A 26,495-nucleotide genomic window follows, 5' to 3' on the forward strand; every position below is an offset into this window, starting at 1 on the left:
TATAGCCTTATACCCTGTGAAGGATAACCAGGAATTGTAATTTGGCGGAGAGAGAGGGATTCGAACCCTCGATACGTTGCCGTATACACACTTTCCAGGCGTGCGCCTTCGACCGCTCGGCCATCTCTCCAACCGGGCAAGCTTATACTTGTCGGCAAATAAAAGCAAGACTGTGATAATTATTAAAGAGGTTTTCCATCACAAAGATAATATATTCTATTTTTGTATAGGAATAAATTGTATCGCTTTATTTGAGTTTTAATCCAATCTACTCGTTACTTCGGTGTTCAATTAGTGTTGATTATGTGCAAAATTAAGTGTATTATTCCTCAATTTTTTAGGAGTAAGATTAATGACACTGCAACGTTCCATACAAAAAGGGGTATCTGATTTTAGTTTTATTATTGGCACAGGTCTAAAGTATGGTGGTGCTGGCGGTCTTTTAGTGATGGCTGTTGTAGGAACGGTTGCTATTGATCTTGTCTTGCTTGCTGCTGCAGAAAAACATCATAACAGTTTTTTGACAGGATTTGTGTTAGGTTCAATGTTTTCCAGAGGTAATTTGGATCCGGTTCCACTTTTGATCGCATCCCCCATCACATCAGCTGTTGCTGTTGTGTTATCTGTTGCCTTGGGCGTTCCCGGGGTCGGTCTTGCGATACTGGCTGGTTGGACTTTGGCTGGCACTTTATTGGCTGTTGGTATGGGCTTGGAAGCGTTTGCTAAATCCATTGATCCTGAACCTTCATCTGAGTCAGATTACAATTCTTGTTTGTGCTTTAACTAATAGAGCCAAGAGGGGAGATTCAGATTATTTCCCCCTCTTAAAACAGTTTATCGGAAAATTATTTTTATAAATATTGTATATACTATATAGTAATAATGGTTCATTAAATCTTAGGATTGAATCATGTACTTACGTTTACTCGCCCTATCTGCATTGTGCTTCGTGACTAGCCCAATTTGGTCTTTCACATGCATCTATACTTTGGTTAAAGACAATTGTTGGACTGATTATGATGTTACTGTCGATGTCATTGAAGATTCTACGTCAAAAACTTTGTTGACACTTACCGCTCCCAAAGGAAAATCATGGGCTAGAGGTACTTTCAATTGTGAGGCTGCTGAAGGGTTGAGATATGTCGCTCAATTTTCGCCTGTCTTTTGGCAAAATGATGTTGGAAAAACTTACCCGGCATTAAGAAATTGGTATTTACCAGCAAAAGTGAATCCTGGAGATTTGGCCTGGACTATCCCGGTTTGTTTTCCGGCAGATTTTGCTCAAGTTCCCTTTCCACCTAATGTAGCAGGAAACTGTAAGTGCAACTTCAAGAACATTCCTGATCCCAAGCTTTAATTTTATGAGAAGCATTTTTTTATTTGTACACATTGCGATACTGTTTATAGATAATGCGTAGCGGGCATAGCCAGAGAGAATATCTTTGTGTATGATTTTATGCTTATTTTGTGATGGAGCGAGTGATTGATTACAATAAGAAACAAAATCGGACAAATGCTGATTATGGGATTTCATGGTTCTGAGCTGCATGATAATAGTCCGGTTGCTCAATGGTTATCTAATGATGGTCTCGGCGGAGTCTTGTTATTCGACAAAGATTTATCCACAGGGATTTATGGCAAGAATTTAAGGAATCAGGCTCAGATAAAGCAATTAATTCGACAGCTTAATCGTTATGCATCAATGATTTCAGGAGGTAATGACAATCTGCCTTTATTTACTGCGATTGATTACGAAGGTGGAGTGGTTGACAGACTAAGCAAGATAGAAGGCTGTCCGCCTACTATGAAGGCCAGGGAACTTGCAAAGTTATCCAGTGATGATTTTGATGAAGAAGTAACTCAAATGGCTATGACGTTGCAGTCATTAGGTTTTAATTTAAATTTTGCCCCGGTTGTAGATTTAAATTTAAATGCTCATGCAGGGATTATTGGAAACTTGGGAAGAAGCTTTTCTTCTAACCCAGAGGTTACTATTCGTTTGGCCAAGCAGTTCGTTGATGTTTTCAGTCGTTATGGTATTGCTTGTGCGTATAAACATTTCCCCGGCCATGGCAGCGCCACTGGAGATACACATGAGGGATTTGTAGATGTTACAGAAACCTTTCAAACCGATGAGCTAATTCCTTATCGAAGTTTATTAAAAGACCTGTCTAACCCTTTCATGGTAATGACGGCGCATGTGATTAATAAGCATTTGGATAGTAAGGGATTGCCTGCAACTCTGTCCTACGACGTTTTAACGTTATTGTTACGTCAAAGCATAGGATATGACGGGGTCATTATCAGCGATGATTTGCAAATGCATGCCATTTCAAATCACTATTCATTAGAAGATGCTCTTTGTCTTACCATCAATGCCGGGGCTGATATGGTCATATTTGCCAATCAGCTTGGAACTATTACCCCACCGGAAGTTATAGATGTGATTGAAAAATTGGTAATTGACAAGCAAATTCCCTATCAACGTATTGATGAGGCGTACAGAAGAATAGTACGTCTGAAGCAACAAATTATATGCAGTGAATTAATCAATACGTAATGCCCATGCAAGTGGTAACTGGCGGGTTTATGAAACATTAAGTTACCACTGTAACTCCGCCCATTTGAGAGGCGCCATCTTCTTTTACAGCATGAACAGATACAATTGTTTGAGATGCGGTTTGAAGTATTTAATTAGTATCTATATGGTGTGTTCTGTGAAGAATATAACAGGACTTACGAAAAACCCCAATCTCTTTGTTAAAAAAGTTTTTAATTCAGTCATTTAGTTTATCTAAACTCCCTCATTAAAAACATTTTTTGCCTTGACCTTGGGATTTTTCGTAAGCCCTGTATAATTGACTCAGTTTATTTATACTATTGACTAGAAGAAAAATCGTGTTACAATATGTACTCTTAATGAACAGTTTTAGCTATGGGTGATGACTTTTATGTCAATTCAATCATTATATTATTATAATTCCTCATTATTTCACTCCATATATCAAGCCATCTGTTGTTGCTGCTAATCATACTTTGCTTAAATAATTAATTAAAGTTTTAAGGATTCAGCTATGTGTGCAGCACACCACCAAAAGAATAAATATATTTTTAGTACCCCACTAATTTATGCAGCGATGATTGGACTTGGGATAATAAGTGGATTATCCGATTTGCCTTTTTTAAAGGAAACAGGGCTTTTAATTTCTGATTTGTTTATTAAATTGTTCAAGTGCATTAGTTTACCAATTATTTCCTTGTCGATTATTGTAACTCTGGCAAACTATCAAACGGATAGTTTGATGAAAAGTGTATGGCAAAGAACAATTAAATATACTTTTGCTACAACTTTAGTTGCAGCATTAATCAGCTGTTTTCTATATATTTTGATTCATCCAAGCACTGTTCAAGTCAACTTGGATGCGGCGAACCCAAAATCCACCAGCAGTTTGGGATATCTTGGCTATTTGAGTAACATGATACCGACTAATTTATTATCTCCATTCCTGGAGCAACAGGTTATGGGGGTATTGTTGCTTAGTATTGTTATCGGTTTTGCTGTTCGTCAAATACCGGAGACAGAGCCACGTGAAACTATTATTCGATTTTTCCGCGGTGCTCATGGGATGTTTTTAGTGATGACCAAATGGATAATTAAATTAATACCTTTGGGGTTATTCGGGTTCATTACTTCTACTGTAATTCAGTTGCGATCGGGTATGGATATTAAAGGGATAGGTCAATACTTGGTGATTATTGTTTTAGCTAATTTGATACAAGGATTAGTCATTCTGCCTTTATGGCTGAAATCAAATGGTATTAAACCATTCTCTTCGATGCGCGCAATGTTACCTGCGTTATCTGTTGCTTTTTTTTCCAAGTCATCTGTCGGTACTTTGCCTGTTACAATGAATACTGTAGAGGCTAATTTAAAGGTTAACCCTCAAGTCAGCCGTTTTGTTTTACCATTATGCACAAGCATTAATATGAATGGATGTGCCGCATTTATTTTTGCCACAGTCATTTATCTTATGCAAAGTCACGGCATCCAGGTTTCTTATGCTACTATGGGGATATGGGTTTTAGTATCAACTATAGCGGCAATAGGTAATGCCGGCGTTCCTATGGGCTGCTTTTTCTTAAGCGTTAGTTTACTTTCCAGTATGAATGTGCCCATCACGCTTATGGGAGTTATTCTTCCCTTCTATGGTTTGATTGATATGTTGGAAACTGCCTTAAACGTATGGTCTGATGCTTGTGTTACCAAGGTTGTTAATGATAAAGCAGAAGTTGGTGATGGAGTGGTGGGCATTAGACCAAAAGAGCGTTCATTATTAAATGCCGAGTTAGGTTAAAGCCAGCAAATCTTCAAGCGCAAATGAGTATAGCTTACATATAAGTCTCCAGAAAATTTTTTTGAGACTTATATCTATGAAATCAGTTTGTAATTTATAAGAGATCCGCTCACTACCTGGAGCGGCCGTATTTGGTTCATCTTGAACGAAAATAATCCTTCAAAAATGCTCACATAACAAATCTATACTGTGCTTTTTCAAGGATTATTTTTATCCAAACTGAACTCAAATCCGACCACTAGAGGATATTTAAAGATTAGGGCACTAAACAATTACTGTAATTTGGACTGTTGATGCGAACCCTCATTACAGAATTGGCTTGATTAGTCAATTAACAATTTCTCACAGATTGAAAAATACATGGTTTCAAGTGTATTCAAATCCTGTAGAGAAGTGCATTCATTAACCTGATGAATGGTTGCATTTACCAGTCCCAGCTCTATGACCTCAACCCCATAAGGTGCTATAAAACGCCCATCTGAAGTTCCACCACTTGTTGAAAGTTCGGGGAGAGTCCCAATATGTTCAAGCACTGTTTGTTTGCAGCTTTCTAGCAATATGCCTTTATTCGTTAAGAATGGTTCGCCATTTAATCGCCATTCTATAGCGGGGTTAAGATTATGGTGTGTAAAGGCATTAATTACTCTCGTTTTTAACGACTCGTCTGTTTGCTCTGTCGAATATCTAAAGTTCAAATGCAGATTTAATTCGCCTGGGATAATATTACCCGCATGCCCTCCACAATGAATATAAGTTATTTGCATGGAGGTAGGGGGAAAAAAAGCATTGCCATTATCCCATTGCATTGAAGTGAGTTCGGCTAATACTGGGCTAATTCTATGAATTGGATTGTCAGCCAAATGCGGATAGGCAACATGGCCTTGCTTTCCGCTCAGATGTATTTTGGCACTTAATGATCCACGCCTTCCAATTTTGATGACATCACCAGCTTTCAAGCTGCTTGAAGGTTCACCTACTATGCAATAATCAATAACAATCCCTTGCTGCTCCAGTTTTTGCATCACATAAGGGGTGCCCAAATTAAATTCATCGCCTTCTTCGCCACTGGTGATCAGAAATCCTAGTCTGCCTGGAAAGGAAGGATAAGTTTTAATAAATCTTCTGGCCATATGCAACATACAGGCCAGGCTGCCTTTCATATCAGCAACCCCACGACCATAGAGCACGCCACTTTTTTCTTCGAGAGAGAAAGGGTCTGTATCCCATTTTGATACTTCACCAACAGGAACTACATCGGTATGGCCTGCGAACACCAATAAAGGCCCAATTTTGCCATAGCAGGCAAAAAAATTGGATACGGGCCCATTATTCAGTTGTTGACAAGTAAATCCCAATTGCTCCAGAAATTGAATCATGTATTTTTGGCAGCCAGCATCTTCTGGTGTAATAGAAGGAAAACCAATGAGGTCAGTCAGAATTTGCTTAATATCAGTCATCTTGATTGGCTCTTAGTAAATCATTAATGCTTACCTTCGCGCGAGTTTTTTCATCCACTTGTTTCACAATGACAGCACAATATAGACTGTGGCTTCCATCATGACTTGGCAAATTACCTGCAACAACTACTGAGCCAGCCGGAATTCTGCCGTAGCTTACTTCGCCAGTGATTCGATTGTAGATTTTAGTGCTTTGGCCTAAAAATACTCCCATTGATATGACGGAGTTTTTTTCTACGATAACCCCTTCCACTATTTCAGAGCGGGCACCAATAAAGCAATTGTCCTCAATGATGGTTGGGTTCGCTTGTAATGGTTCTAAAACACCTCCTATACCTGCGCCGCCAGATATATGTACATTTTTTCCTATTTGGGCACAAGAACCAACAGTTGCCCAGGTATCAACCATTACTCCCTCATCAATATAAGCACCTATATTGACATAAGAAGGCATTAAAACAGTATTTTTGGCAATATATGCTCCACGTCGTACCATGGCATGAGGAACAACTCTTACCCCTGATTGTTGAAATTGCTCATTACTACAATCCGTATATTTTAGCGGTATTTTATCGTAAAACTTGCAAAAACCCGCGTCTATGATTTGATTTGGGAAAAGTTTAAAGGATAAAAGAACTGCCTTTTTAAGCCATTGATGAACTGTCCATTCACCATTTATTTTTTCAGCGACTCTGAATTGGCCATTATCCAGACCACTGAGAACTTCATTAATGGCATTGATCAAATCTGAGGAGGCTGTGTCGAGCGATAAATTTTGACGGTTTTCAAAGGCTTGTTCAATTAGATCTTGAAGTGAGTTCATGTTTTATTCCTGTAAAGAGGCTATTAAATTATCTTTTATTGCCCATTGTTCATTTAACCATTCTTTGAATGCATTTTGTGCCTGAAAATCGTTAATAAGATTTGCCGATGTAAATTGTGCAGGGATAGGGAGTTGACGAATAATGATTTTAACTTTCTTGACTCGTTTACAAAGAAAATCCCAGAGAGAATGGTTTTTTTCCGCATAAACGATAGTGACGTCAATCAGGCTTTTTATCTGTTGTCCCATCGAGTTAATGATAAAACTAATACCGCCTGCTTTGGGTTTCAATAAATAATTATAAGGGGATTGTTGCTGTTCTTTTTTTACTTTAGTAAAACGGGTTCCTTCTACAAAATTCATAATAGAAGCCGGGGTTCTTTTAAAAGTTTCTATGGCTTTGCGAGTTGAAATTATATCTTTTCCTTGTTTATGAGGGTTTTTAGCCAAATACTCCTTACTATACCGCTTCATAAAGGGGCAACCCATAGCCCACCAGGAAAAGCCAAGTAGAGGAATCCACTTTAACTGATCTTTGATAAAAAATTTTAAAACGGGTATTTTTCTGTTAAATAAACGTTGAAGAATGACAATATCCAGCCAACTTTGATGATTGGCAACGACTAAATACCAATCTTTAGGAGTTAAATTATTTAACCCGGAGATTTCCCAATGTATTTTTTGTGCTTTAGCCACATAAAAGTTATTTATTCCACACCAAAAAGTAGCAATCTTATCAACACAACGAGTGCAAAGGGATTGCCAGTTTTTATTAGGAAATAATTTTAATAATCCAACAAATAATATGGGGATAAAACAAAGAGTAGTGGACACTATCAATGCGAAAATAGCCATAATCGCATGGAGTTGCCCGCCATTTTGTTTATTTTTTTGCATGAAATACTTCTCCTATACACATCTGCCCTGGTTCTTTTTAACAGTCAGAACCAGGATTTACATCTTTTAACCTAAAGCATGCTCCAGATCGGCACGCAGATCATCAATGTGTTCAATACCAACTGATAATCTTATGAAACCATCTTCTATGCCCAGGGCTTTGCGTTGTTCGACTGGAATAGAGGCATGGGTCATAATTGCAGGATGCTCAATTAAACTTTCTACACCCCCCAGGCTTTCAGCCAAAGTAAATAATTCGCAGCGAGCTAAAAATCGTTTGGCATCTTCAAGACTACCTTTAAGTACCAAAGATATCATACCACCGAAATTGTTCATTTGTTCCTTGGCAAGAGAATATTGCGGATGACTTTTTAATCCGGGATAAATGACTTTTTCAATCTTGGGGTGGCTGCTAAGCCAGTTAGCCAGATGGTTAGCGTTTTCACAGTGCCTTTGCATACGAACGGATAATGTTTTTAAGCTTCTCAGAACCAGGAAACTGTCGAAAGGGCCAGCTACAGCGCCGCATGAATTTTGCAAAAAAGCAATTTTATCAGACAACACTGAATTGTCACCGACCACAACGACACCACTGACTACATCAGAATGTCCGTTCAGATATTTGGTTGCTGAATGAAGTACAATGTCAAATCCGAGTTCAAGAGGGCGTTGAATCCAGGGAGTTGCAAAGGTGTTATCGGCAACTGTAATCAAATTATATTTTTTTGCAATAGCAGCGATTTTTCGTAAATTAGCTAGCTTTAGCATGGGATTGGAAGGGGTTTCCAACCATAGTAATTTTGTCTTCGGAGTTATTGCAGCTTCAATATTCTCGGGTACTGACATATCAATAAAAGAAAAGGATAAATTAGAAGTTCGGGTTTTTACTTTATCAAAAAGCCGGAAAGTCCCTCCATAAAGATCATCCATGGCAACGACGTGATCTCCGGAACCTAATAAATCAATAACTGTATTGATGGCAGCCATACCTGAAGCAAACGCAAATCCTTTTTGGCCTGATTCAAGACTTGCTATGCAATCCTCATAGGCCTTTCTGGTGGGGTTCTGGGTGCGTGAGTATTCATAGCCAAGATGTTCGCCAGGAGCAATTTGTTTATAGGTGGAGGTAGCATAAATAGGGGTCATCACGGCCCCTGTACTTTTACATGGTTCTTGCCCAGCATGAATTGCACGTGTATCGAAATGAGTCTTATTCATTTTTTATTCCCATAAAAATATTTAAATTCAAAGAAATACCAATAAGCGATCAAAAATTTGATTAAAAATTATACTTTCGTCGCTTTTATTACTAAAGTTCATAGTATAAATGCCGATATTTTTATAGAGTCATTCTAGAGAGGGATGCATGCGTAGGCAAGAAATCAATTATGAAAAAGTTGCCAAGGCCGCAGAAAAAATAAAAAAAAGAGGCATAGAGCCGTCCGTTAATGAAATTCGTGACGAACTTGGTTTAGTTGGGAACCATCCGCAATTATCAATTTTGCTGGAGGAGTGGTATCACAATCAACCAGAATTTAAAAGAAAAAGTCACACACCTTTGACCGAGAATATTAATTTAAATACTGATGAAATTCGCGAAAAAAATGTAGAGCTTGAAAAATCAATTTCGCTTTTACGGGCAACACTCGAATCCACCGCAGATGGTATTATGATGGTTAATGGGCATGGAGCTGTTGTCGATTGGAATCAAAAGTTTGTAGAAATGTGGCGAATTCCTTCTTATATGATGGAGTCGGGAAAGGAAAGTATCAGTTTTGAATACATACTTGAGCAACTTATTGATCCGCAATCTTTGATTGCTGATGTGCAATATCTTTATCAAAATCCAGAGTGGCAAGGTGAATTACCTGAGCTTCATTTCAAAGACGGTCGGATTTATGAGCGTTTTACTCAGCCTCAGCGTGTGGGATCACAAATAGTGGGGCGAGTATATAGTTTCCGTGATGTTACTCAAAAAAGGATGGCTCTCGATGAGTTGAGAATACGTGAACGCGCTATTGAGGCCAGTACACATGGTGTGGTGATTATTGACGTAACAAAAAATGAGAATAAAGTCATTTATGTCAACCGAGCTTTCGAAAGAATCACGGGATATGGGGAGCAACATGCTTTAGGGAAAGGCTTGCTTACTTTGCTGGGTTCAAATTTGGAGGAGGTAAACCATAAACGTATTGAATTGGCAATTAGGGAAAGCAAAGAAGAAACAATTGAAATGGAAAGCATAAAACGAAATGGAGAATTCTATTGGTGTGAAATCAGCGTTGCTCCTGTTAAAGATTCTTTTGGCTATGTAAAACATTATATTTGCATTTTAAATGATGTGACTCAACGACGTGATATGGAAGATCAACTGTTGCTGCAAGCAACTTATGATTCCCTGACTAATTTACCGAACCGTGTCTTACTGATGGATAGAGTGGAGCAGGCCATTCTACAAGCAAGAAAGAACAAGGCAATTTTGGCTTTTTTATTTTTGGATTTAGATCGGTTTAAACTGACTAATGATACTTTGGGACACAGTATGGGGGATAAATTATTACAAGCTATTGCCAATCGATTACTCATTGTTACAGAGGATTTTGATACTGTTGCCAGATTGGGGGGCGATGAGTTTGTGATATTACTTACAGACATAGATAATATGCTGGAAGCCGAAACAATTGCACAAAATATTTTAAAAATTATAGAAAAACCTATTCAAATAGATCAACATAGTTTGAAAATTACAGGTAGTTTGGGAATCAGCTTTTATCCCCGAGATGGTGATGATTACGAATCTTTGATGAAAAGTGCTGATTTGTCTATGTATCATGCGAAAGATACTGGAAGAAACAACTATCGTGTCTACGAACCTGAAATGAATAGGCGAGTCATTAATCATATGCAATTAGACAATGCGTTAAGGGATGCTTTAAAAAATGATGAATTATTTCTGGTTTATCAACCATTGATTGACTTAAAGCAATCCAGAGTAGTCGGATTCGAGGCTTTAATGAGATGGCATAGCAAAATATTGGGACTGGTTAGTCCGGCGGATTTTATACCCATGGCAGAAGAAAATGGCATGATTTTGGAAATGGGTGAATGGGCAATGAAGCAAGCTTGCATACAAGTAAAAGAATGGCATAAAGCTGGCTTTAAAAACTTAAGTATTGCGGTGAATCTTTCTGGACGGCAGTTTCGACAAAAAAACTTGCCGGAGGTTGTATCGCGAGTATTAAAAAGCTCTGGTTTGCAATCGAGATTTTTGGAACTCGAATTAACTGAAAGCTTGTTGATAGAAGATATTGATCACGTTGTAGATACTATGTATGCATTGAAAGACATGGGAACCAAGTTAGTTATTGATGATTTTGGTACAGGTTACTCAAGCTTGTCTTATTTAAAACAATTTCCCGTAGATAAACTGAAAATTGATCGTTCGTTTATCACTGAAATGGTAAGCAATCAGAATGACGCGGCTATTGCCAAAGCGATTATTAACCTGGTCCACAGTTTAAATCTTCAGGTTCTTGCGGAGGGCGTTGAAAATGAATTTCAAAGAGACTTTATAACATCTCATGGATGTGACTATGCTCAAGGATATTTTTTTAAGGCTCCTGATACTCCAGAAAATATATTAGAATTTTTAAAAAGTTTATCTGAATCGAAAATAAAGTAATGACTAATTCATTAAGTTGAGAATTCCTGTTTTCTCTCAAAACTCAAATTCCATCATAAATCTCACCAAATCGGTATGTTTTTTGCAAGCAAAGGTTAAATTAATCAAGTAGTTTCTGTTGGCTTTGCTTATTTTATCTTTTATGTTGTTTATATGAAGGGCAAGTATATAGAACAACTCAAAATGACAGGTTGAGCCTGAGTTTTACTTTTATTCAAGCAATATATTGATTGAATTTGTGTATTTTTTAAGGAGATTCGGAATAGATGTCGTGTTGATATAGAATGGGTTGGGAGGATAAATGAAGCACATTACCATAATTGGAGCCGGGTTAGCGGGAACTTTGTGTGGTTTATATCTTGCTAGAAGAGGCTATGAAGTAGAGTTGTTTGAATCAAGACCAGACATTCGTAATAGTCCGACTGATTATGGACGCTCCATTAATCTTGCTTTGTCATGCAGAGGAATTACCGCTTTAAAAGCAATGAACCTGTTAAGTGAAGTAAATAAAATTATGGTTCCAATGCGGGCAAGAGCTATTCACGAAGCCAATGGCGAGGTTCACTATCAACCATTTGGACGTTACATTGATGAATATATCAATGCTATTTCTCGTTCTGATCTCAATGCCTTGCTTTTAAATAAAGCGGAATTATGCCCTAACATTAAATTACACTTTAATATGAAATTGCACTCTCTTGATATTCATAATAAAAAAATTAAATTTGAAAATAAAAATGGTGATTTTGTTGAGGCCTCATATCATAGACTAATTGGAGCAGATGGTGCGCCGTCTCATGTAAGGGATATGCTGAAAAATGAAGGGATAGTTAGTGCAAGCAGAGATTTTTTATCTCATGGATACAAGGAGCTTTCAATTAGCAAAAAACATACAAAAGGGATGGCTAGGGAGCATTTGCATTTATGGCCACGTGATTCGTTTATGCTATTAGGTAATCCTAATCCTGACGATTCAATTACAGGTTCTTTGTTTTTAGCTAATGAAGGGAAAGACAGCTTTGCTGAACTAAATAATGAAGAAAAATTACATTTATTTTTTAAAACACAGTTCCCGGATGCCTATGCAGCTATGCCAAATTTGGTCCAAGAATTTTTTGGTAATCCTACTGGACATTTGAGTACTATCCAATGCTCACCCTGGTACTATAAAGACGAATGCTTATTAATAGGTGATGCGGCACATGGGATAATTCCATTCTTTGGGCAAGGAATGAATAGCGCATTTGAAGATTGCCGTATTCTTGATGAATTACTGGATGAATACCAAGACGACTGGTCGCGAGTGAACCCTCTTTTTTATGAACAAAGAAAAGTGAATACCGATGCGATAGCGAAAATGTCCATGGATAATTATCATGAGATTCATTCGGACATAAGAAATCCAAAATTTATTTTACAAAAGCAGATTGAACGGGAACTCATGTTGCGATACCCGGAACATTATGTTTCCATGCATGTTTTGGTTATGTTTACCAATACCCCGTATGCTAAAGCGATGGCAATAGGCGAGTTACAATCTGGCCTTTTAGAGCAAATTTGTTTCCCAATAACTGATATTAAGGAGTTAAATTGGCAGGAAGTAGAGAAATTACTTGGCATATATGACAAAAAATTGGCGAAAATTATTTGATTTAATTTATGTCATTCATTTTAAATGAAATTTATAGTCAAAGTTTTGTCAGAAAAGATGGATTCAGGGACATTTTTTTGTCGCTACCTGAGGGTTATTAGCGCAAAGAATAAAAAAATAACTTAATTTTTGTTGTATTAGTGAGCATTTTGACCAAAAAGATGGCACGCCTTCTGCAGTATAAACTTGTCTAAATAAAGTTTATATGGAGTCTGTTATGAAAACTGTTCAAGCCTATATTGATTCAAAACAACATGAGTTCATGAATCATCCTTTCTTCAACATTTTAGAAGAATTAAATAGTATAGAAGAAATCAGTTATTTTGTCCCGGAGTTAACATTTTGGGCAATGACTTTTCAAGATATACTTCGAATTAATGAAGAAAGAGTAACTGATCCTTATTTAAAGAAAGTAGCTCGACATCACAGATTAGAAGATGCAGGACACGAAAAATGGTTTTTAAGTGATAAAAAATACATGGGTGAAATATGTGATAACAAGGCCTGTGATCGCGATGATGTTGCCTGGCTATACAGTAAGGATTCCCAATTGGTACGTGATGCTGCCTATTCTATTATGTCTGAAATTTATAAAATAGAGGATGAGAATCTGAATATTGTCTTGCTGTTGACCCTGGAATCATCAGGACATGTATTTTTTGAGAAAGTTGTCAAACAAGTTAAAAAAACGGGTGAAGATAAAAATCTGAAATACTTCTCAAGTTCTCATCTTGAAGTAGAATTAGCACATGCTTTATTTGAAGAGGAAATGGAAAGAAAAGTATATTCCAGAAGATTACCAATTAGCACTCGTAGAGAAGCACTAAGGATGGTAGATCGTTGCTATGATGCATTCAGCAAGATGTTTGATGGATTGATTCTTGCTTGCAATAAACGATTGGAATTGGCAAAAGAAAGGAATCAACATGTCGCAAAATCAGTGGAGCTTAGAGAAAATCAAGCAGTATAAGGAAGATACCGGACAAGCATTGCTCAGTGATGAGCAATCGCTTGTTTTATTTGGTCAGGATTTTGGCAAGCTCATTCAATCACAGCCGGTAGCTGTATCCGCCCCTCAAAGCACAGAGTCATTGCAATCATTAATTCTATTCGCCAATCAATATCACTTACCAGTGACTATTCGTGGTAATGGTTTAAGTCAAGGTGGCCAATCATTGCCTGTTCCTGGAGGACTAACAATTTCTATGCAGTCTTTCAACAAGCCACTTGATTTGAGTGAAGATCTCATCTGGGTTGAGGCCAATACCAGTTGGAAGAATCTGCTTGAAAAATCACTACTGAAGAATAAAGCCCCCTATGTGCTGCCTTATAACTGTAATCTGTCGGTTGGGGGTGTTTTATCTGCAGGAGGAATAGGGGCTTCCTCTTTTAAATACGGTGTTATTAATGCTTATGTTTCAGCATTGGAAGTGGTTGATGGTTTGGGGAGAAAGCAAATCGTTGAAAAAAACTCACCTCTATTTCAAGCCTGTCTTTCAGGGCAAGGTCGATTTGGTGTCATTACCAAGGCATGTATTCAGCTACGATCAGTTCAGCCACGCGTCAAAACTTTCTTTCTGGTTTATGCTGATCAGAATCAATGGTTTGAAGATATTTATAAAATACAGGGTAAAGTCGATTATATGGAGATATTTTGTTCTCCTTCAATTCAGGGAGCTCGATTGAAAGAAGATAAACGTATTCCCATGGCTTATTGGTTGTATGGTTTGCACCTTTCTGTTGAATATGATCGGCATGCAGAAGATATTTTAGGGAAGTTAAAGCCCTGGAATGTCCTAAACATACAGGAAGAGGGCATTTTATCTTATTTTTTAAGGCATAACTCTCGCTTTGATATGATGAAGTTGACGGGGCAATGGGATTTGTTACATCCTTGGTATGAATGTTTTGTTCCTACCTCATTTTTAACAGGAGTACTTTCCCAACTGTTAGAGGAATTACCACTTCACTATGCCAGCTTGGTTCATGTTGTTCCAATTGCCAAGCAAAAAGCCGGGTTTATGATGTTACCAGACTGCGATTCAATTTGTGAATTTATGATTTTAAATCCAGGGGTACCTTATTCCCTAGAGGAAAGTTGCCTGAAGGCTATTGAGAATCTCGATAAGCACTTGCTGCAAAATAATGGTAAACGCTATTTATCAGGATACTTAGGTACAGAATTACCAGACAACTATTGGCTAAAGCATTTTGGAGAAAAATACGACTCATGGGTAGGTTTGAAAAAACAGTATGATCCAGCAGGGATTTTTTCATCGATGTTACATCATATATAAAAAATAGTATTGTGCAAACTCATGCTTCGTAACAGATATCAAGGCATGGTGGTCGATCTGATGCATAAAGGTATGAATTCAGCCTGGATAAAGATATATTATCTACAGGGCTTACGAAAACCCCTATCTCTTTGTTAAAAAAAGTTTTTAATTCGGTCATGTAGTTTATTCTAAACACCTTCATTAAAAACATTTTTTGCCTTGACCTTGGGATTTTTTGTAAGCTCTGATCTAGTGATCTTGAAGTGAGGGTGATAAAGATCTATTTTGTGGTAGGATGCTATATATCAATATTATTTAAAGAGAAGGATGAGTTTGTTTTGATAGGTTTAACTGGGATTGGCAACGTATGAAATTTGATATTCAATTTTTGTTTTCAGCCAATTACGCTAAATGGATAATCATTAGTTTAATATCCCTGTTTGGTATTTTGATTATTTTTGAATGGATTTCCTTATTTTATCCATTGACTTATGTTAGGGCTATCCCGGTTTCAAATACAAAATCTATTACTGGAATGAGAGAAGAGAATCTCAATTATATTTTCAATACGTCCTTATTTGGAGTTTATGTTCCTGCAGACTTGAATGAGGATAATGTAAAACAATCAATGCTGAATGTTACTTTGGTCGGTATTCTTTTTGCGGACAAGATAGAAGAGTCTCAAGTGATTATACGATCTGCCAGTGGGGAAGAAAAAACCTATAATGTAGGAGATAAGATACCTGGTGGTGCAACAATTAAACGTATTATGCCAGGAGGAGTGCTTGTGGAAAGAGATGGCACTTTAGAAAGTTTAAGTCTTCCGAAAAATGATTTAACCTTTGAACCTGTCGCTAAGCCTTTAAAAGAGGAATAAATGGCATGCAACGCATCTTTAAGTTATTCATTCTAGTAATTTTTATTCCTATGATGGCTGCCTGTATTCATAGTACCTTAAATTTACGAGAAGGAATCCAATGCTTTAAAGCACAGGACTACAGGAAAGCATTCATTCGTTTAAAACCGGAAGCTGAAAAGGGAAATCCAGATGCTCAGTATGCTGTAGGTTATATGTATTATTATGGTAAAGGTGTGGTAGAAGATAGAAAAAAAGCCCGTTTCTGGATAACTTGTGCTGCAAGAGCAGGTCAGCCAGACGCCATAGTTGCTCTTGGAATTCTTGATCGCCAAGCTAGACGGGATAGAGAACTATTTCAAGATAATAATTTGCAACATTTTCCCGTTGATAATGGTTTATAAGTTTTTTACTTTAAGCTAATTTCCTTGATTCAAATGCTTTCTTAAAAACCTGGGTAAACAACCAGGTCAGGTTAGTTTTAGCTAACTGTGTGCGTTAATAATCAAAGAAGCCATGTAACAAAAATACACAAGCAAAAGTATCCCCCCAGGCCAGGAGGATGTCTTTTTTTGATAATAGTAATTTAAAAACAATAAAAGTAAGGTAATGGAAAGCATCACTGGCATATCACGCCATAATACGACGCTGCTAATTTTAGTTGGGTTTAGTAATCCCGGTAGAGCTAAGATTAACAACAGGTTATAAATATTTGAGCCAATTATCGTACCTATCGCTATAGAGTCTTCTCCTTTGATAGCGGCAACAAGAGCCGTTGTAAGTTCTGGCAAGGAGGAACCTATAGCAATAATGGTCAAGCCAATGGTGAATTCACTTATACCAGCCCATTTTGCAATTTCAGATGCATTATAAACCAGGTATTTTGAACAAATAGGCAGAATCAATAAACCTATTGCGATACTCAATAAATTAGAGGGTGTTGAACGATAGGATAGTATCGCGGGTCTAAATTCATTAACTGATAAATCTCTTTTAGGCGAGTGACTAGCTAAATAAATGAAATAACAGAGTACTGCTATACATCCGATCAAAAAAAGGCAACCATCAATTGTACCCAAATAACCGTCAAGTATTAAGCTGTACGCAAACAGCATGACAATTATCAATATTGGGTATACTTTTTTTAGTTTATTGAAATGAAAAGAGGTTGGTTTGATAAGGATTATAATCCCTAAAATTAAGCCAATATTTGCTATATTTGAACCAATCGCATTTCCAATTGCCAGATCATTTTTATCTTTTAAGGAAGAAATGATAGAGATAAATAATTCGGGAGCACTGGTACCCAATGCAACAATAGTTAAACCAATCATGAGGGGTGATAATTGAAAACGAATTGCCAGCCCTGAAGAACCAGCAACCAAATGATTGGCAGCCCAAAGAAGGGCAATAAAACTGATAATCAAATTCAGAATAGGGTTCATTTTTGTACTCGATATTTTTTAGTGATAATAATACGAGAATGGTTTATAGGATATAACTTATAGATATTAAGTGTCACTTTATATTCAGGTTTTGCCAGGAGCTCATGTAATCATCATGTTAATTAAAAAATGCTTGTATATCATGAAGCACGGCAAGTTCTGTAATCAAATCTTGTAATTAAGGAGTTTATGAATGTGTTGCCAATTCTTCAAGCTACATACCAAGAATGATTTGCGGTACGTAGCCTGGAAGAACAAGCCGTGAGTATTTCTTAATGAATAGCCAATGAAGGTGGTTGAATTTCTTCAGTTGGCAGATGTTCTATCTCTAGAGTTTTCTGCTCGGTTGATTTAGTTTGAGAAGCAAACATCAGCATACCCATGGCTGCAAGAATGACGCCCAGGATTTGTACGGCACTCTCAAGCTTGAATGATAGGGTAGTGTCGCCAGACTCTGAGTCTACTTTGAGAGTATTGCCGATTAGACTGTTAATACCCTTTACCACATCTTCCGGCTGTATACTTTTGATCTTTTCACACACAGCCTCATTTGCAGCCTTTGAAACATCTTGGGTAAAACGCTCAACAGCACCATTAAAATGCTTGGACAACACTTCTATACTTTGTTCAGAATTTACGCCAATATTGCCCAACAATTTCTGCATTATACCGGTACTGCCAACCAGAGTGGTATTTGCCTCTGTTTTTTTCTTTGAGCTTAGCGTGGGGGCAGATACATCTTCAATGTCAGGGCTGTTTGTGGATAAATCATTACCATTATCTTTGGTGGTGTCATTCGAAGAAGACAAAGCATTCAACATTCCTTGTTTCAAACGATTCACAGCCGCTTTTATGACTACTTCGCCAATAAACTCTTCTGTTGACTTCTTTAAATTACTCCCGACTTCAACAACTCTATTTTTAATTTCAGTTGAAAAATTATTTATGACACGCGAAACAGCAGATAATATTGACATAATGTTTACCTCTCTTGTTAAGTGCAAATAAATAATAAGAAGAGAACATTAAGTGAACATTAAGGAATTGTTAAGATTGAAATATTTCTTTACAAAAAAATGTAAATTAAAAGTAATTGTTCATTATTTATTAAATAATGAATAAATAAATTATTTGTAAAGATTTTGTTAGATTGATATTGGCTTATGCGGACTTAACAGTTTATACACCTTTTGGTGGTTTTAAAACGGTTCTTCGCTAGGCGCCAGTCTCCATTAATTTGGATAGTATCAAGGTGGTTGGTTTGGCAAGACCTAATGTTGGCAAGGTTTCTTTTGTAAACCATTGTCCTCTGGATTCAGAGATAAAATTATTCGTAGATTCTATTCTTATGCTCAATGCTGTTATTTCCAAATGAAAATGGCTAAAGCTGTGTTTAAACCGGGTAATTAGCTTTGGGCTATCTCCCTGCAACCTGTAAAAGAGTTGGATATGCTCAATTGGGCAAGTTTGATTATTTATACTGGGTAAACACCATAAGCCTCCCCATAACCCTGTAGGAGGTCTTTTTTCCAGATAAACCTGATTTTGTCTATTATGCAACACCAAGAACTGTTGGGATAATATTGGGCGCTGTTTCTTTATTTTTTTTGTTGGATAAAGATGTTGTTTTTTATTATGAAAGGCCAGGCAATGATTTTTAACAGGACAACGCAAACACTGAGGATTTTTATTTGTGCAGCATGTTGCACCTAAGTCCATAATTGCTTGTGTATAATCTGCACACCGTTCATTGGGCATACAAGAAGACGCAAGCCCCCATAGTTTTTTTTTAACCTGGGCTTGTTCTGGCCAGCCTTCGATTAAAAAAAATCGAGACAAAACTCGCTTCACATTCCCATCTAAAATAGCAGCTGGTTTATTAAAAGCTTGTGAAAGTATCGCTGCTGCTGTCGATGGTCCTATTCCTGGCAGTTGAACTAAAATGTTCAGATCTTCAGGAAATACGCCATTATACTGGTCACTAATTATTTTTGCTGTGTTGTGAAGATTTCTGGCGCGACTGTAATAGCCTAACCCCGACCATAGAGAGAGCACTTCATCCTCATCTGCATTAGCAAGCAAAAAAATATCAGGGAAATGTTCTATAAAACGATTAAAGTAGGGAATAACAGTTTGAACTTGAGTTTGTTGTAACATGATTTCAGATACCCAAACTCTGTAGGGAGAGCGGGGTAATTGCCATGGCAAATCTTTGCGTCCATGCAGGTCATACCAATCAAGCAGTAATTGACTGAAAAGTTGATTTAAAGAGTTTGTACTCAATGGATTAGCTCTTTAAGTGGTTTTTGTATTATTTTTAAAGGTTTTGTCAGAGCCGATTTGATCGCTAACGAACTTAATACAGGGCTAATTGCTTTAAAATCTGGCAAAACTATGGGATTTTCAACTGTGCCAGATACTACCAGTGGGAAATAGCCGCCCAATGCTTGTTGAATTTTTTGCAAAGTATTGTCTGTACTATTGTCGTTTAACGTGGCCTTAATATTGGAGTATATTTCTTGATTTAGCAGATTAATTCTCCCTTCTCCATTCACCTGGAGTTTATCAGTCTGCAGCAAAAATGAATCACTGCTAATTGCTCCGGTTTGTAACTGGAATTTAAAATTTGCTAGTTTAAATTTGGTATTGCCTTGCGTGTTTTTATTTTGATCCCAATCCGCTGATTGAGCCAGTTTTTTTATGTTATCTGGAGTTTCAGTCATAAGCGAATTAAGTTTTACTTTTAGATTATTAAGTAATTGATCAAGATTAATATTATAGACTTCTCCATCTTTAAGCGTAATGGTTCCTTTACTAACAAGACTCTCAATACTGAGTGCTTTCAATGGTATTGAGGCATGAATTGAGTAATCTAAATTACCGCTAATTGCAGGATGTTTTAATAAAGAAGTGATTAATTGTTTTCCATCTAAATTGGTTGCAGTTTGATTAATTAACAATTGTTGTGTAGCGATGACATAGTCCATATCTCCTATCGATTCCCCATTATAGAGTGACAAAGTAAGTGGATTAAATTGGATATCTCTTTTATGAGTTTTAAGAGTGGTATTGATTTTTTTGATAGCAAATTGATTCAATAAAATATTTTGTATTTGCAGTTGGCCTTCTATGGAAGACTTACTAATTCCTGAATTGAGTTCATCAATAATTGAGGGTGATAGACTAACTCGACCTTTAAAATTAATATTAGCTTTGGCTGTCTGTAAAAAAGCAGCATCAGTCAGCTTGGCTTTAATCTGTACTGAAAAGGGCGAGTTTTTTAAATTAAATTGCTCTGCTCCAATTTGAATATTTTTTAAGACAGTAGAATGCCCCTTACTGTTAAGGATAATTTGTCCATGGCTTAATAATAATTTTTGAATGGCAAATTGCTCATTGGGGTACGTTGTTGTGTTGTATTGATTAGCGTTTTTTTCAGAAGAGAGAGGCTTTTCATTATTTTCTTGGTTGATAAATAATTTTAGGCCATCAATGTTAATTTCACTAAATACAAAATGTCCTTTCAACAAAGGAGTAATTTTTAAATTTAATAGCAATGTATCAATCAGAAGAGAATAATTATCATTTAAATTTTCATTACCTATATGTATCTTATTGAATTTGAGTCCAGGTCTTGGGAACAATTGCCAGGAAATAGTCCCATCAATTTGGCTTTGCTTATGAGTGATTGCTGTGATTTTATTACTAACCAATTGCTTAATGGTTTCGGGTTTAATATTTTTTGCTAAAATCCATAAAGTAATTGATACAAAGATCATTAAAGCAGTAAAAGCAAGTAGAATTTTTCCTAGCAATTTCATGGGATAGAACCAGAGTTTAAAAGCCAAAGCATATAGATAAAGGAGTTTCTGTCAAGGAGGATTTAAGACTATAGGTGTCTATTCTAACAAATTGGAAAAATATTCTCAAAAAAATTCTGTTTAACTATTGAAACTATCATATATGCAAATTAGACTGAATAAGAGAGATTTTTTTTTGGACTTTTGAGTTAATGTATTACCAGAATTTTTGTTGATGTACTTAATCTTGGTTCTAAATTTAACAATATCAGGGAATTTTTAAGTCTTTGAAAGTCAAGTGTGACTTCATGCGTACTTGTGAATAAAACTCTGTATTAGTCAAAATAGTGACTAAGATTCTAAATTGAGATGAGACGTTGATTTTAATAGTTGAGATGTAATCAGGAGGAGTTAATTAAATCAAGGAGAGCCTCATGCCTCAAAGACAATCTGAGATAGTAGTGTTGAAGCCTACTAATTTATTTTTATCCTTTCTAGCGTCACAATTACCGGAAGCTAATTTACCCAGCTTAAAATTATTGCATACTGACAATACGGCTTATGTTATTCCCAAGCATGATTCTGATGATGGTACTCTTAACGAGATCGAAAAGCATTTTACTACAATGTTCAGACATGAAATTTGTCGTTGGTTGGGGCGTTCTGCACATAATGAAATTGAAACAAGTTTTCTTGATTTTCTGTGTTGTTTTAAATTTGAGTTACATTCTCATATTATTTTAATGGAACCCTCTTTAAAAGAAGGGCACCAGATGTTGAATATCAAGCCTCGTTCAGCGCTTTTAGAGTGGATGAAATGTGCTGTTGAAGATCAAGAAGGCCTTTCTGATGTTATGAGTCGGGTGAATTTGGCTCAGATAGCGGAAAACTCAACGGTTATTGTTAAAAACTTCACAACTATCAAAGATGTAAAGCCATTTATAAAACAGTATTTTAAGCCAATATTTGAAACGACTATGAGCCGGATAAGCGGTCAATCAGTACAATGGCCACAAGTCAATTCATTTCAATCTTTCAGCCGGTATTTTGCTGTTGAAATACACACCCAATTGATACATTTGCACTATTAAGGAGTTGACTATGGAACCAGTGACTATAGCCCTCATCTGTGCGGCGTCGTTTGGAGCAGTTGTAGCATTATCCGCATTTATCAGACAGCTATTATTAAGTAGAGATAAAAATTTAAATGATGAAGCACAGAGAAAAGCAATAAATCAGGAGGCCGGTGAACTCGAGAAAATGAGAGAGCAGATGCAAAGCAATAAACGATTTGATTCTCATTATAAAGTTCTTGGCGCGAATAAAGATGCGATTATCTACCTGGATAATAAAATTGAGGATATTTTACGTAAAAAAGCTCACTTAGTGGAGCGTTATGCACAAGTATCTCTCAAGGAATCAGGGGCCATAGTTGAGGGTGGGATCTCGACAGAAAGAAAGGATGCCTGTGACAGGTTAAAGAAGGAGATAGATGAAGAAATAAAATTCTATGATAGTGAATTGCTGCACCTGCAACAAAGGCGAACTTCATTGTGGGATACTCATACGGATTTACAAGAATATTTGTTGGGTCAGGAAAAGTCTCGCAATGAGAGTCTGGATCATCTTTACAAGCAACATACAGCACTTTTAGAAAAAATATATATTCGGCATACTGATGACAGTGAAAATATTGCAAAACAAAGTATTGATGCAGGAACCACCTCATTTAAGGCGATTATTTTGGCGCCTATACAATTCTTGCTGCAATATTTTAATATTTCATCAGGTATTAATTTTGACCAATCCAAATTGGAGAATGCTGCGCGAGATGATGTTGATAAAACTGAAAGTGATATCAATGATTCTGAGAATAGCGATGATGAGATTTATAGCGATACCGATGCCAATTCTGACGATGAGTCTAATCGTTCAGATAATGAAGACTCTCGGGATGAGTCGGATTCTGAAAATGATTCAAGACTAATTTTTGCATAAAAATTAATCTTTTGAGTTAATTGGTGACATCTATGAAAGGATATATTACAATACGATGCTTGTACTTAATGATATTCCTGGAATAATTCATGAAAGTCTTTTGTCTGGGTTTGGGCTTACCATTAATACGGAAGGTTTGAGTTTAGAGACAGCAGACATAAGATTTATGTGTCTGTTTTTTCTAAACATAGTATTAGCTAAAAAAGGATTAAACAGTGGTCTACATAAAACGAGATAAGGATGGTCGGATTTGTGCCGTATATAGCCAGAAGACCTCAGATGTAACGGAGCAAATTGACATTAACGATGCAGAATTTGTTGATTTTTTGTTGCGTTGTGAGAGCGACGAAAAATTAAAATTTCTACAATCCGATTTGCAATTGATTCGTGTACTTGAAGATTTGATTGATGTTTTAATAGATAAAAATATCATTACTATTACAGATTTTCCACAATCAGTAATTGATAAATTATTAGCGCGACAGGCATTTCGCAAGAGATTTGCCAGCCGTGCAGGTATGGAGTTAAATGGAGATGATGAGACAACAACGTAACTTATTACTTATCCCTTTTATTTTATGTTTTATTCTGGCAAGACCTGTTTTTAGTTTAAACCTGGATGCTCTCCTTCCAGATGAACGGAATACAGTTGAAGTATTTCAAAAAGCCTCATCCAAAGTTGTTTATGTTCATCGATTGGCAAATGCTACTGTTCAGCGTCGTTACTCATTACAAAAAACACATATTCCTGATGGGGCAGGCTCCGGTATTATTTGGGATAACAAAGGCCATGTTGTAACCAATTTTCATGTCATTAACGGTGCTGATGACATAGCAATCACTTTGGGAAATATGACTGTTCCTGCCAAAGTGATTGGTTCAGAGCCTCGCAAGGACATTGCAGTCCTGGAAATTAAATCACCCAAGGCTCTGAATTATTTAAAATCATTTCAGCCCTTTGAAATAGTCTCTCTTAATGATTTGATCGTTGGGCAAAAAGCGATTGCGATTGGGAATCCTTTTGGGTTAGATCATAGTCTATCAAAAGGGGTGATCTCCGCTTTAGGGAGAAAAGTCCCTGGTATAGGCGGGGTAACAATTTATGATATGATCCAGACGGATACCCCTATCAATCCGGGTAATTCAGGGGGGCCTCTATTAAATAGCGCAGGCCAATTAATTGGTATGAACACCATGATTTATTCACGATCGGGTTCTTCTGCAGGTATTGGTTTCGCAGTTCCCGCGGAAGATATTCAGAAAATTGCATCTCAAATTATTAATCATGGTCGAGTGGTATTGTCTGGTATCGGTATTCAACGAGTTGAGCCACATCTTGCTGAAAGGTTGGGAGTTAAAAAGGGTATTTTGATTGCTGATGTGGTGCCTGGAACTCCTGCAGACAAATTGAAGTTACGAGGTACTCACAGAAATCAATGGGGGCGTATTGTTTTAGGGGATGTTATTGTAGGTGTGAATGCACATCCTGTCCCAAATTATGATGCTCTGTATAATTTGCTCACGGAAATTAAGGTGGGAGAGCAAATTACTGTTTCAATAATAAGGAATGGTAAGAAAATGGATGTCAAAATGAAAACAATTGATATTGCAGCGCTTTAACTCTCTTCATTTTTTCTAACTATTATTTCCCCGGAAAAGAATAATACGTCAATCCGGGGTTCACTCACTTTTCTTAATGCTATATGATATAGTTCAATAAATAGAATGAGGCTATCAGGATGTTACTAAATAGAGCGGATTCTCTTTTGGTCTTGATTGATGTACAGGAAAAACTAACCCCGGCAATATTAAATCTCGATCTTTTTTTAGCTCGATGTGAATGGTTACTAAAATTAGCCAGAAAACTGGACGTGCCTGTTCTAGCCAGTGAACAATACCCTAAAGGTTTAGGTCGAACCGTTTCTCCTTTAAGCTCTTATATCAATCAAGAAGAATGCATTGAAAAAATTCATTTCTCATGCGTGCAAGAACCACAATATATTAACCTCCTGAAAGGATATAATAAAAGCCAGCTTATTCTTATTGGAATTGAGGCTCATGTATGTGTGCTTCAAACGGCCATAGAAATGAAGGGCTATGGATTCGATGTCTTTGTTGTTGTAGATGGTGTGAGCAGCCGCTCTGAGTTTGATTTAAAATACGGTCTAAAAAGGATGAAACAGAATGGGATCCATTTGATAACCGCTGAAATGGTACTGTTCGAGTGGTTAAAACAAGCAGGTACGCCAGAATTTAAAGCGATTAGCAAAGAATTTTTACAATAGAACATTTGCATGGCCTGATTGTCTCCTTTTATTGCTGTGTTGCAAACGTTTCTGCGGTACTCATTTACTGTATGCAAGCTTCCTTCCTCAAGGCGGTTTTGCGCTTTGCCTTAAAAAAATAAGCAGGTTTGCCAAGGGGTCTAATAGAATACTGTTTTTAAGTGGAATAAGAAAATTGGAAATTGAAACCGTAGAATTTTGGAGAGAAAATGAATTTCGATAATCAGATTGCACTAGTAACTGGTGGTGTCTCAGGTATGGGTAAGGCTTGTGTACAATATTTACAACAGCATGGCATGAAAGTTGTGGTCTGGGATAAACAGGAAGGCACCTCAAATGAAGCGGAACTGTATGTTGCTTGTGATGTAACCAGTGATGAATCTGTTGAAAAGGCAATGCGACAAACTATCTCTCAGGTAGGAGTACCAAGGGTTTGTATCAATTGTGCGGGAATTGCTCCGGCAAAACGCATGGTAGGAAAAGAAGGGCCAATGCCTTTGGAATCATTTAGACAAGTAATAGATGTCAATTTAATAGGTACCTTCAATGTCATGCGAATAGCTGCACATGCCATGTCAGGATTGGAGTTGGACAACAAATCTCAGGAGCGGGGTGTCATAATCAATACAGCTTCCATTGCTGCTTTTGAAGGACAAATAGGACAGTCTGCTTATAGTGCGTCAAAGGGTGGAATAGTATCAATGACCTTGCCAGCAGCACGTGAATTAGCTCAATTTGCAATAAGAGTAAATACAATTGCGCCGGGGTTAATAGCAACTCCTTTACTTTTAAATATGCCTCAAGAAGTTCAGGACAGTTTGGTTGCAACAGTGACTTTTCCCAAACGCCTGGGTAGACCAGAGGAATTTGCTTCACTAGTAGGTCATATTATTGAAAACCAGATGATTAATGGAGAGGTAATTCGTTTGGATGCGGCTCTCCGTATGCGTTGAGTAGCTATGCCTGG

The 26,495-nt window shown here is 37.0% G+C and carries 24 protein-coding genes and 1 tRNA gene; 16 read left to right on the forward strand and 9 right to left on the reverse strand.

The window, feature by feature from the left end; translation table 11 throughout:
* Positions 1-42: 42 nt before the first annotated feature.
* Positions 43-130, reverse strand: a tRNA-Ser gene (locus tag LPG_RS04370).
* A 222-nt stretch (positions 131-352) separates the two neighbouring features.
* Between LPG_RS04370 and LPG_RS04375 the strand changes: the two genes are divergently transcribed.
* The 4 genes from LPG_RS04375 to LPG_RS04390 all read left to right on the forward strand — a co-directional run bounded on the left by LPG_RS04375 (position 353) and on the right by LPG_RS04390 (position 4,355).
* Positions 353-787, forward strand: coding sequence for a hypothetical protein (locus tag LPG_RS04375; protein WP_010946617.1), 435 nt, complete (start codon positions 353-355; stop codon positions 785-787).
* 123 nt (positions 788-910) lie between these two features.
* On the forward strand, positions 911-1,357 hold the full coding sequence (locus LPG_RS04380) for a hypothetical protein (RefSeq protein WP_010946618.1): 447 nt from the start codon (positions 911-913) through the stop codon (positions 1,355-1,357).
* 126 nt (positions 1,358-1,483) lie between these two features.
* A complete protein-coding gene (locus LPG_RS04385) occupies positions 1,484-2,560 on the forward strand; it encodes a glycoside hydrolase family 3 N-terminal domain-containing protein (protein WP_010946620.1) in 1,077 nt (358 codons plus the stop codon).
* A gap of 514 nt (positions 2,561-3,074) precedes the next feature.
* Positions 3,075-4,355, forward strand: coding sequence for a dicarboxylate/amino acid:cation symporter (locus LPG_RS04390; RefSeq protein ID WP_010946621.1), 1,281 nt, complete (start codon positions 3,075-3,077; stop codon positions 4,353-4,355).
* Between the two features lie 323 nt (positions 4,356-4,678).
* Here the strand turns inward: LPG_RS04390 and dapE are convergent, their stop codons facing one another.
* From dapE to LPG_RS04410, 4 genes are all read right to left on the reverse strand, one after another.
* Positions 4,679-5,812, reverse strand: a complete 1,134-nt coding sequence (gene dapE / locus LPG_RS04395; protein WP_010946622.1) for a succinyl-diaminopimelate desuccinylase — start codon at positions 5,810-5,812, stop codon at positions 4,679-4,681.
* Positions 5,805-6,635, reverse strand: coding sequence for a 2,3,4,5-tetrahydropyridine-2,6-dicarboxylate N-succinyltransferase (gene dapD / locus LPG_RS04400; protein ID WP_010946623.1), 831 nt, complete (start codon positions 6,633-6,635; stop codon positions 5,805-5,807). The genes dapE and dapD overlap by 8 nt, the downstream gene beginning before the upstream one ends.
* A gap of 3 nt (positions 6,636-6,638) precedes the next feature.
* The gene (locus LPG_RS04405; RefSeq protein ID WP_010946624.1) at positions 6,639-7,532 is read right to left on the reverse strand and encodes an acyltransferase; all 894 of its coding nucleotides are present in this window, start codon (positions 7,530-7,532) and stop codon (positions 6,639-6,641) included.
* Between the two features lie 66 nt (positions 7,533-7,598).
* On the reverse strand, positions 7,599-8,750 hold the full coding sequence (locus tag LPG_RS04410; protein ID WP_010946625.1) for a trans-sulfuration enzyme family protein: 1,152 nt from the start codon (positions 8,748-8,750) through the stop codon (positions 7,599-7,601).
* 148 nt (positions 8,751-8,898) lie between these two features.
* Here LPG_RS04410 and LPG_RS04415 point away from each other — a divergent pair, with 148 nt between their 5' ends.
* The 6 genes from LPG_RS04415 to LPG_RS04440 all read left to right on the forward strand — a co-directional run bounded on the left by LPG_RS04415 (position 8,899) and on the right by LPG_RS04440 (position 16,404).
* Complete coding sequence (locus tag LPG_RS04415; RefSeq protein WP_010946626.1) at positions 8,899-11,214, forward strand: EAL domain-containing protein; 2,316 nt, start codon at positions 8,899-8,901, stop codon at positions 11,212-11,214.
* 301 nt (positions 11,215-11,515) lie between these two features.
* Complete coding sequence (locus LPG_RS04420) at positions 11,516-12,865, forward strand: FAD-dependent oxidoreductase (protein ID WP_010946627.1); 1,350 nt, start codon at positions 11,516-11,518, stop codon at positions 12,863-12,865.
* A gap of 217 nt (positions 12,866-13,082) precedes the next feature.
* Complete coding sequence (locus tag LPG_RS04425) at positions 13,083-13,835, forward strand: hypothetical protein (protein WP_011213338.1); 753 nt, start codon at positions 13,083-13,085, stop codon at positions 13,833-13,835.
* Positions 13,792-15,162 (forward strand): FAD-binding protein, encoded by a 1,371-nt coding sequence (locus LPG_RS04430; protein ID WP_010946629.1) that lies wholly within the window; start codon positions 13,792-13,794, stop codon positions 15,160-15,162. Before LPG_RS04425 ends, LPG_RS04430 begins: the two co-directional genes overlap by 44 nt.
* Before the next feature lie 349 nt (positions 15,163-15,511).
* Entirely contained in the window at positions 15,512-16,021 is a 510-nt protein-coding gene (gene lspC, locus LPG_RS04435) for a type II secretory system protein LspC (protein ID WP_010946630.1), read from the forward strand.
* 5 nt (positions 16,022-16,026) lie between these two features.
* Complete coding sequence (locus LPG_RS04440; protein ID WP_010946631.1) at positions 16,027-16,404, forward strand: tetratricopeptide repeat protein; 378 nt, start codon at positions 16,027-16,029, stop codon at positions 16,402-16,404.
* A gap of 81 nt (positions 16,405-16,485) precedes the next feature.
* Here the strand turns inward: LPG_RS04440 and LPG_RS04445 are convergent, their stop codons facing one another.
* The 4 genes from LPG_RS04445 to LPG_RS04460 form a co-directional block, all read right to left on the reverse strand.
* Positions 16,486-17,445, reverse strand: a complete 960-nt coding sequence (locus tag LPG_RS04445; protein ID WP_010946632.1) for a calcium/sodium antiporter — start codon at positions 17,443-17,445, stop codon at positions 16,486-16,488.
* Positions 17,446-17,717: 272 nt separating this feature from the next.
* Positions 17,718-18,449: a Dot/Icm T4SS effector Ceg18 gene (gene ceg18, locus LPG_RS04450; RefSeq protein WP_010946633.1), complete on the reverse strand. Its 732-nt coding sequence runs from the start codon at positions 18,447-18,449 to the stop codon at positions 17,718-17,720.
* 211 nt (positions 18,450-18,660) lie between these two features.
* A complete protein-coding gene (gene mutY, locus LPG_RS04455; RefSeq protein WP_010946634.1) occupies positions 18,661-19,728 on the reverse strand; it encodes an A/G-specific adenine glycosylase in 1,068 nt (355 codons plus the stop codon).
* Positions 19,725-21,266: an AsmA family protein gene (locus tag LPG_RS04460; protein WP_011213340.1), complete on the reverse strand. Its 1,542-nt coding sequence runs from the start codon at positions 21,264-21,266 to the stop codon at positions 19,725-19,727. Before LPG_RS04460 ends, mutY begins: the two co-directional genes overlap by 4 nt.
* A 413-nt stretch (positions 21,267-21,679) precedes the next feature.
* On the opposite strand from LPG_RS04460, the gene LPG_RS04465 reads away from it, so the two are divergent.
* The 6 genes from LPG_RS04465 to LPG_RS04495 all read left to right on the forward strand — a co-directional run bounded on the left by LPG_RS04465 (position 21,680) and on the right by LPG_RS04495 (position 26,481).
* A complete protein-coding gene (locus LPG_RS04465; RefSeq protein ID WP_010946636.1) occupies positions 21,680-22,336 on the forward strand; it encodes a hypothetical protein in 657 nt (218 codons plus the stop codon).
* 10 nt (positions 22,337-22,346) lie between these two features.
* Positions 22,347-23,243, forward strand: a complete 897-nt coding sequence (locus tag LPG_RS04470; RefSeq protein ID WP_011213341.1) for a hypothetical protein — start codon at positions 22,347-22,349, stop codon at positions 23,241-23,243.
* Positions 23,244-23,458: 215 nt separating this feature from the next.
* The gene (locus LPG_RS04480) at positions 23,459-23,797 is read left to right on the forward strand and encodes a hypothetical protein (RefSeq protein WP_011213342.1); all 339 of its coding nucleotides are present in this window, start codon (positions 23,459-23,461) and stop codon (positions 23,795-23,797) included.
* Positions 23,772-24,863, forward strand: coding sequence for a S1C family serine protease (locus LPG_RS04485; RefSeq protein WP_010946638.1), 1,092 nt, complete (start codon positions 23,772-23,774; stop codon positions 24,861-24,863). Before LPG_RS04480 ends, LPG_RS04485 begins: the two co-directional genes overlap by 26 nt.
* A 119-nt stretch (positions 24,864-24,982) precedes the next feature.
* The gene (locus LPG_RS04490; RefSeq protein ID WP_010946639.1) at positions 24,983-25,528 is read left to right on the forward strand and encodes an isochorismatase family protein; all 546 of its coding nucleotides are present in this window, start codon (positions 24,983-24,985) and stop codon (positions 25,526-25,528) included.
* A gap of 209 nt (positions 25,529-25,737) precedes the next feature.
* Positions 25,738-26,481: an SDR family NAD(P)-dependent oxidoreductase gene (locus LPG_RS04495; protein WP_010946640.1), complete on the forward strand. Its 744-nt coding sequence runs from the start codon at positions 25,738-25,740 to the stop codon at positions 26,479-26,481.
* The last annotated feature ends 14 nt before the right edge of the window (positions 26,482-26,495 follow it).

The sequence above is a fragment of the Legionella pneumophila subsp. pneumophila str. Philadelphia 1 genome, assembly GCF_000008485.1.
Lineage (GTDB): Bacteria > Pseudomonadota > Gammaproteobacteria > Legionellales > Legionellaceae > Legionella > Legionella pneumophila.

Coding starts and splice junctions, on each gene's coding strand:
- LPG_RS04460 (WP_011213340.1), bottom strand. CDS start 21,266: ATGAAATTGCTAGGAAAAATTCTACTTGCTTTTACTGCTTTAATGATC.
- LPG_RS04495 (WP_010946640.1), top strand. CDS start 25,738: ATGAATTTCGATAATCAGATTGCACTAGTAACTGGTGGTGTCTCAGGT.
- LPG_RS04425 (WP_011213338.1), top strand. CDS start 13,083: ATGAAAACTGTTCAAGCCTATATTGATTCAAAACAACATGAGTTCATG.
- lspC (WP_010946630.1), top strand. CDS start 15,512: ATGAAATTTGATATTCAATTTTTGTTTTCAGCCAATTACGCTAAATGG.
- dapE (WP_010946622.1), bottom strand. CDS start 5,812: ATGACTGATATTAAGCAAATTCTGACTGACCTCATTGGTTTTCCTTCT.
- LPG_RS04420 (WP_010946627.1), top strand. CDS start 11,516: ATGAAGCACATTACCATAATTGGAGCCGGGTTAGCGGGAACTTTGTGT.
- LPG_RS04440 (WP_010946631.1), top strand. CDS start 16,027: ATGCAACGCATCTTTAAGTTATTCATTCTAGTAATTTTTATTCCTATG.
- LPG_RS04445 (WP_010946632.1), bottom strand. CDS start 17,445: ATGAACCCTATTCTGAATTTGATTATCAGTTTTATTGCCCTTCTTTGG.
- LPG_RS04465 (WP_010946636.1), top strand. CDS start 21,680: ATGCCTCAAAGACAATCTGAGATAGTAGTGTTGAAGCCTACTAATTTA.
- LPG_RS04405 (WP_010946624.1), bottom strand. CDS start 7,532: ATGCAAAAAAATAAACAAAATGGCGGGCAACTCCATGCGATTATGGCT.
- LPG_RS04430 (WP_010946629.1), top strand. CDS start 13,792: ATGTCGCAAAATCAGTGGAGCTTAGAGAAAATCAAGCAGTATAAGGAA.
- dapD (WP_010946623.1), bottom strand. CDS start 6,635: ATGAACTCACTTCAAGATCTAATTGAACAAGCCTTTGAAAACCGTCAA.
- LPG_RS04375 (WP_010946617.1), top strand. CDS start 353: ATGACACTGCAACGTTCCATACAAAAAGGGGTATCTGATTTTAGTTTT.
- LPG_RS04410 (WP_010946625.1), bottom strand. CDS start 8,750: ATGAATAAGACTCATTTCGATACACGTGCAATTCATGCTGGGCAAGAA.
- LPG_RS04380 (WP_010946618.1), top strand. CDS start 911: ATGTACTTACGTTTACTCGCCCTATCTGCATTGTGCTTCGTGACTAGC.
- LPG_RS04415 (WP_010946626.1), top strand. CDS start 8,899: ATGCGTAGGCAAGAAATCAATTATGAAAAAGTTGCCAAGGCCGCAGAA.
- LPG_RS04470 (WP_011213341.1), top strand. CDS start 22,347: ATGGAACCAGTGACTATAGCCCTCATCTGTGCGGCGTCGTTTGGAGCA.
- LPG_RS04390 (WP_010946621.1), top strand. CDS start 3,075: ATGTGTGCAGCACACCACCAAAAGAATAAATATATTTTTAGTACCCCA.
- LPG_RS04485 (WP_010946638.1), top strand. CDS start 23,772: ATGGAGATGATGAGACAACAACGTAACTTATTACTTATCCCTTTTATT.
- LPG_RS04490 (WP_010946639.1), top strand. CDS start 24,983: ATGTTACTAAATAGAGCGGATTCTCTTTTGGTCTTGATTGATGTACAG.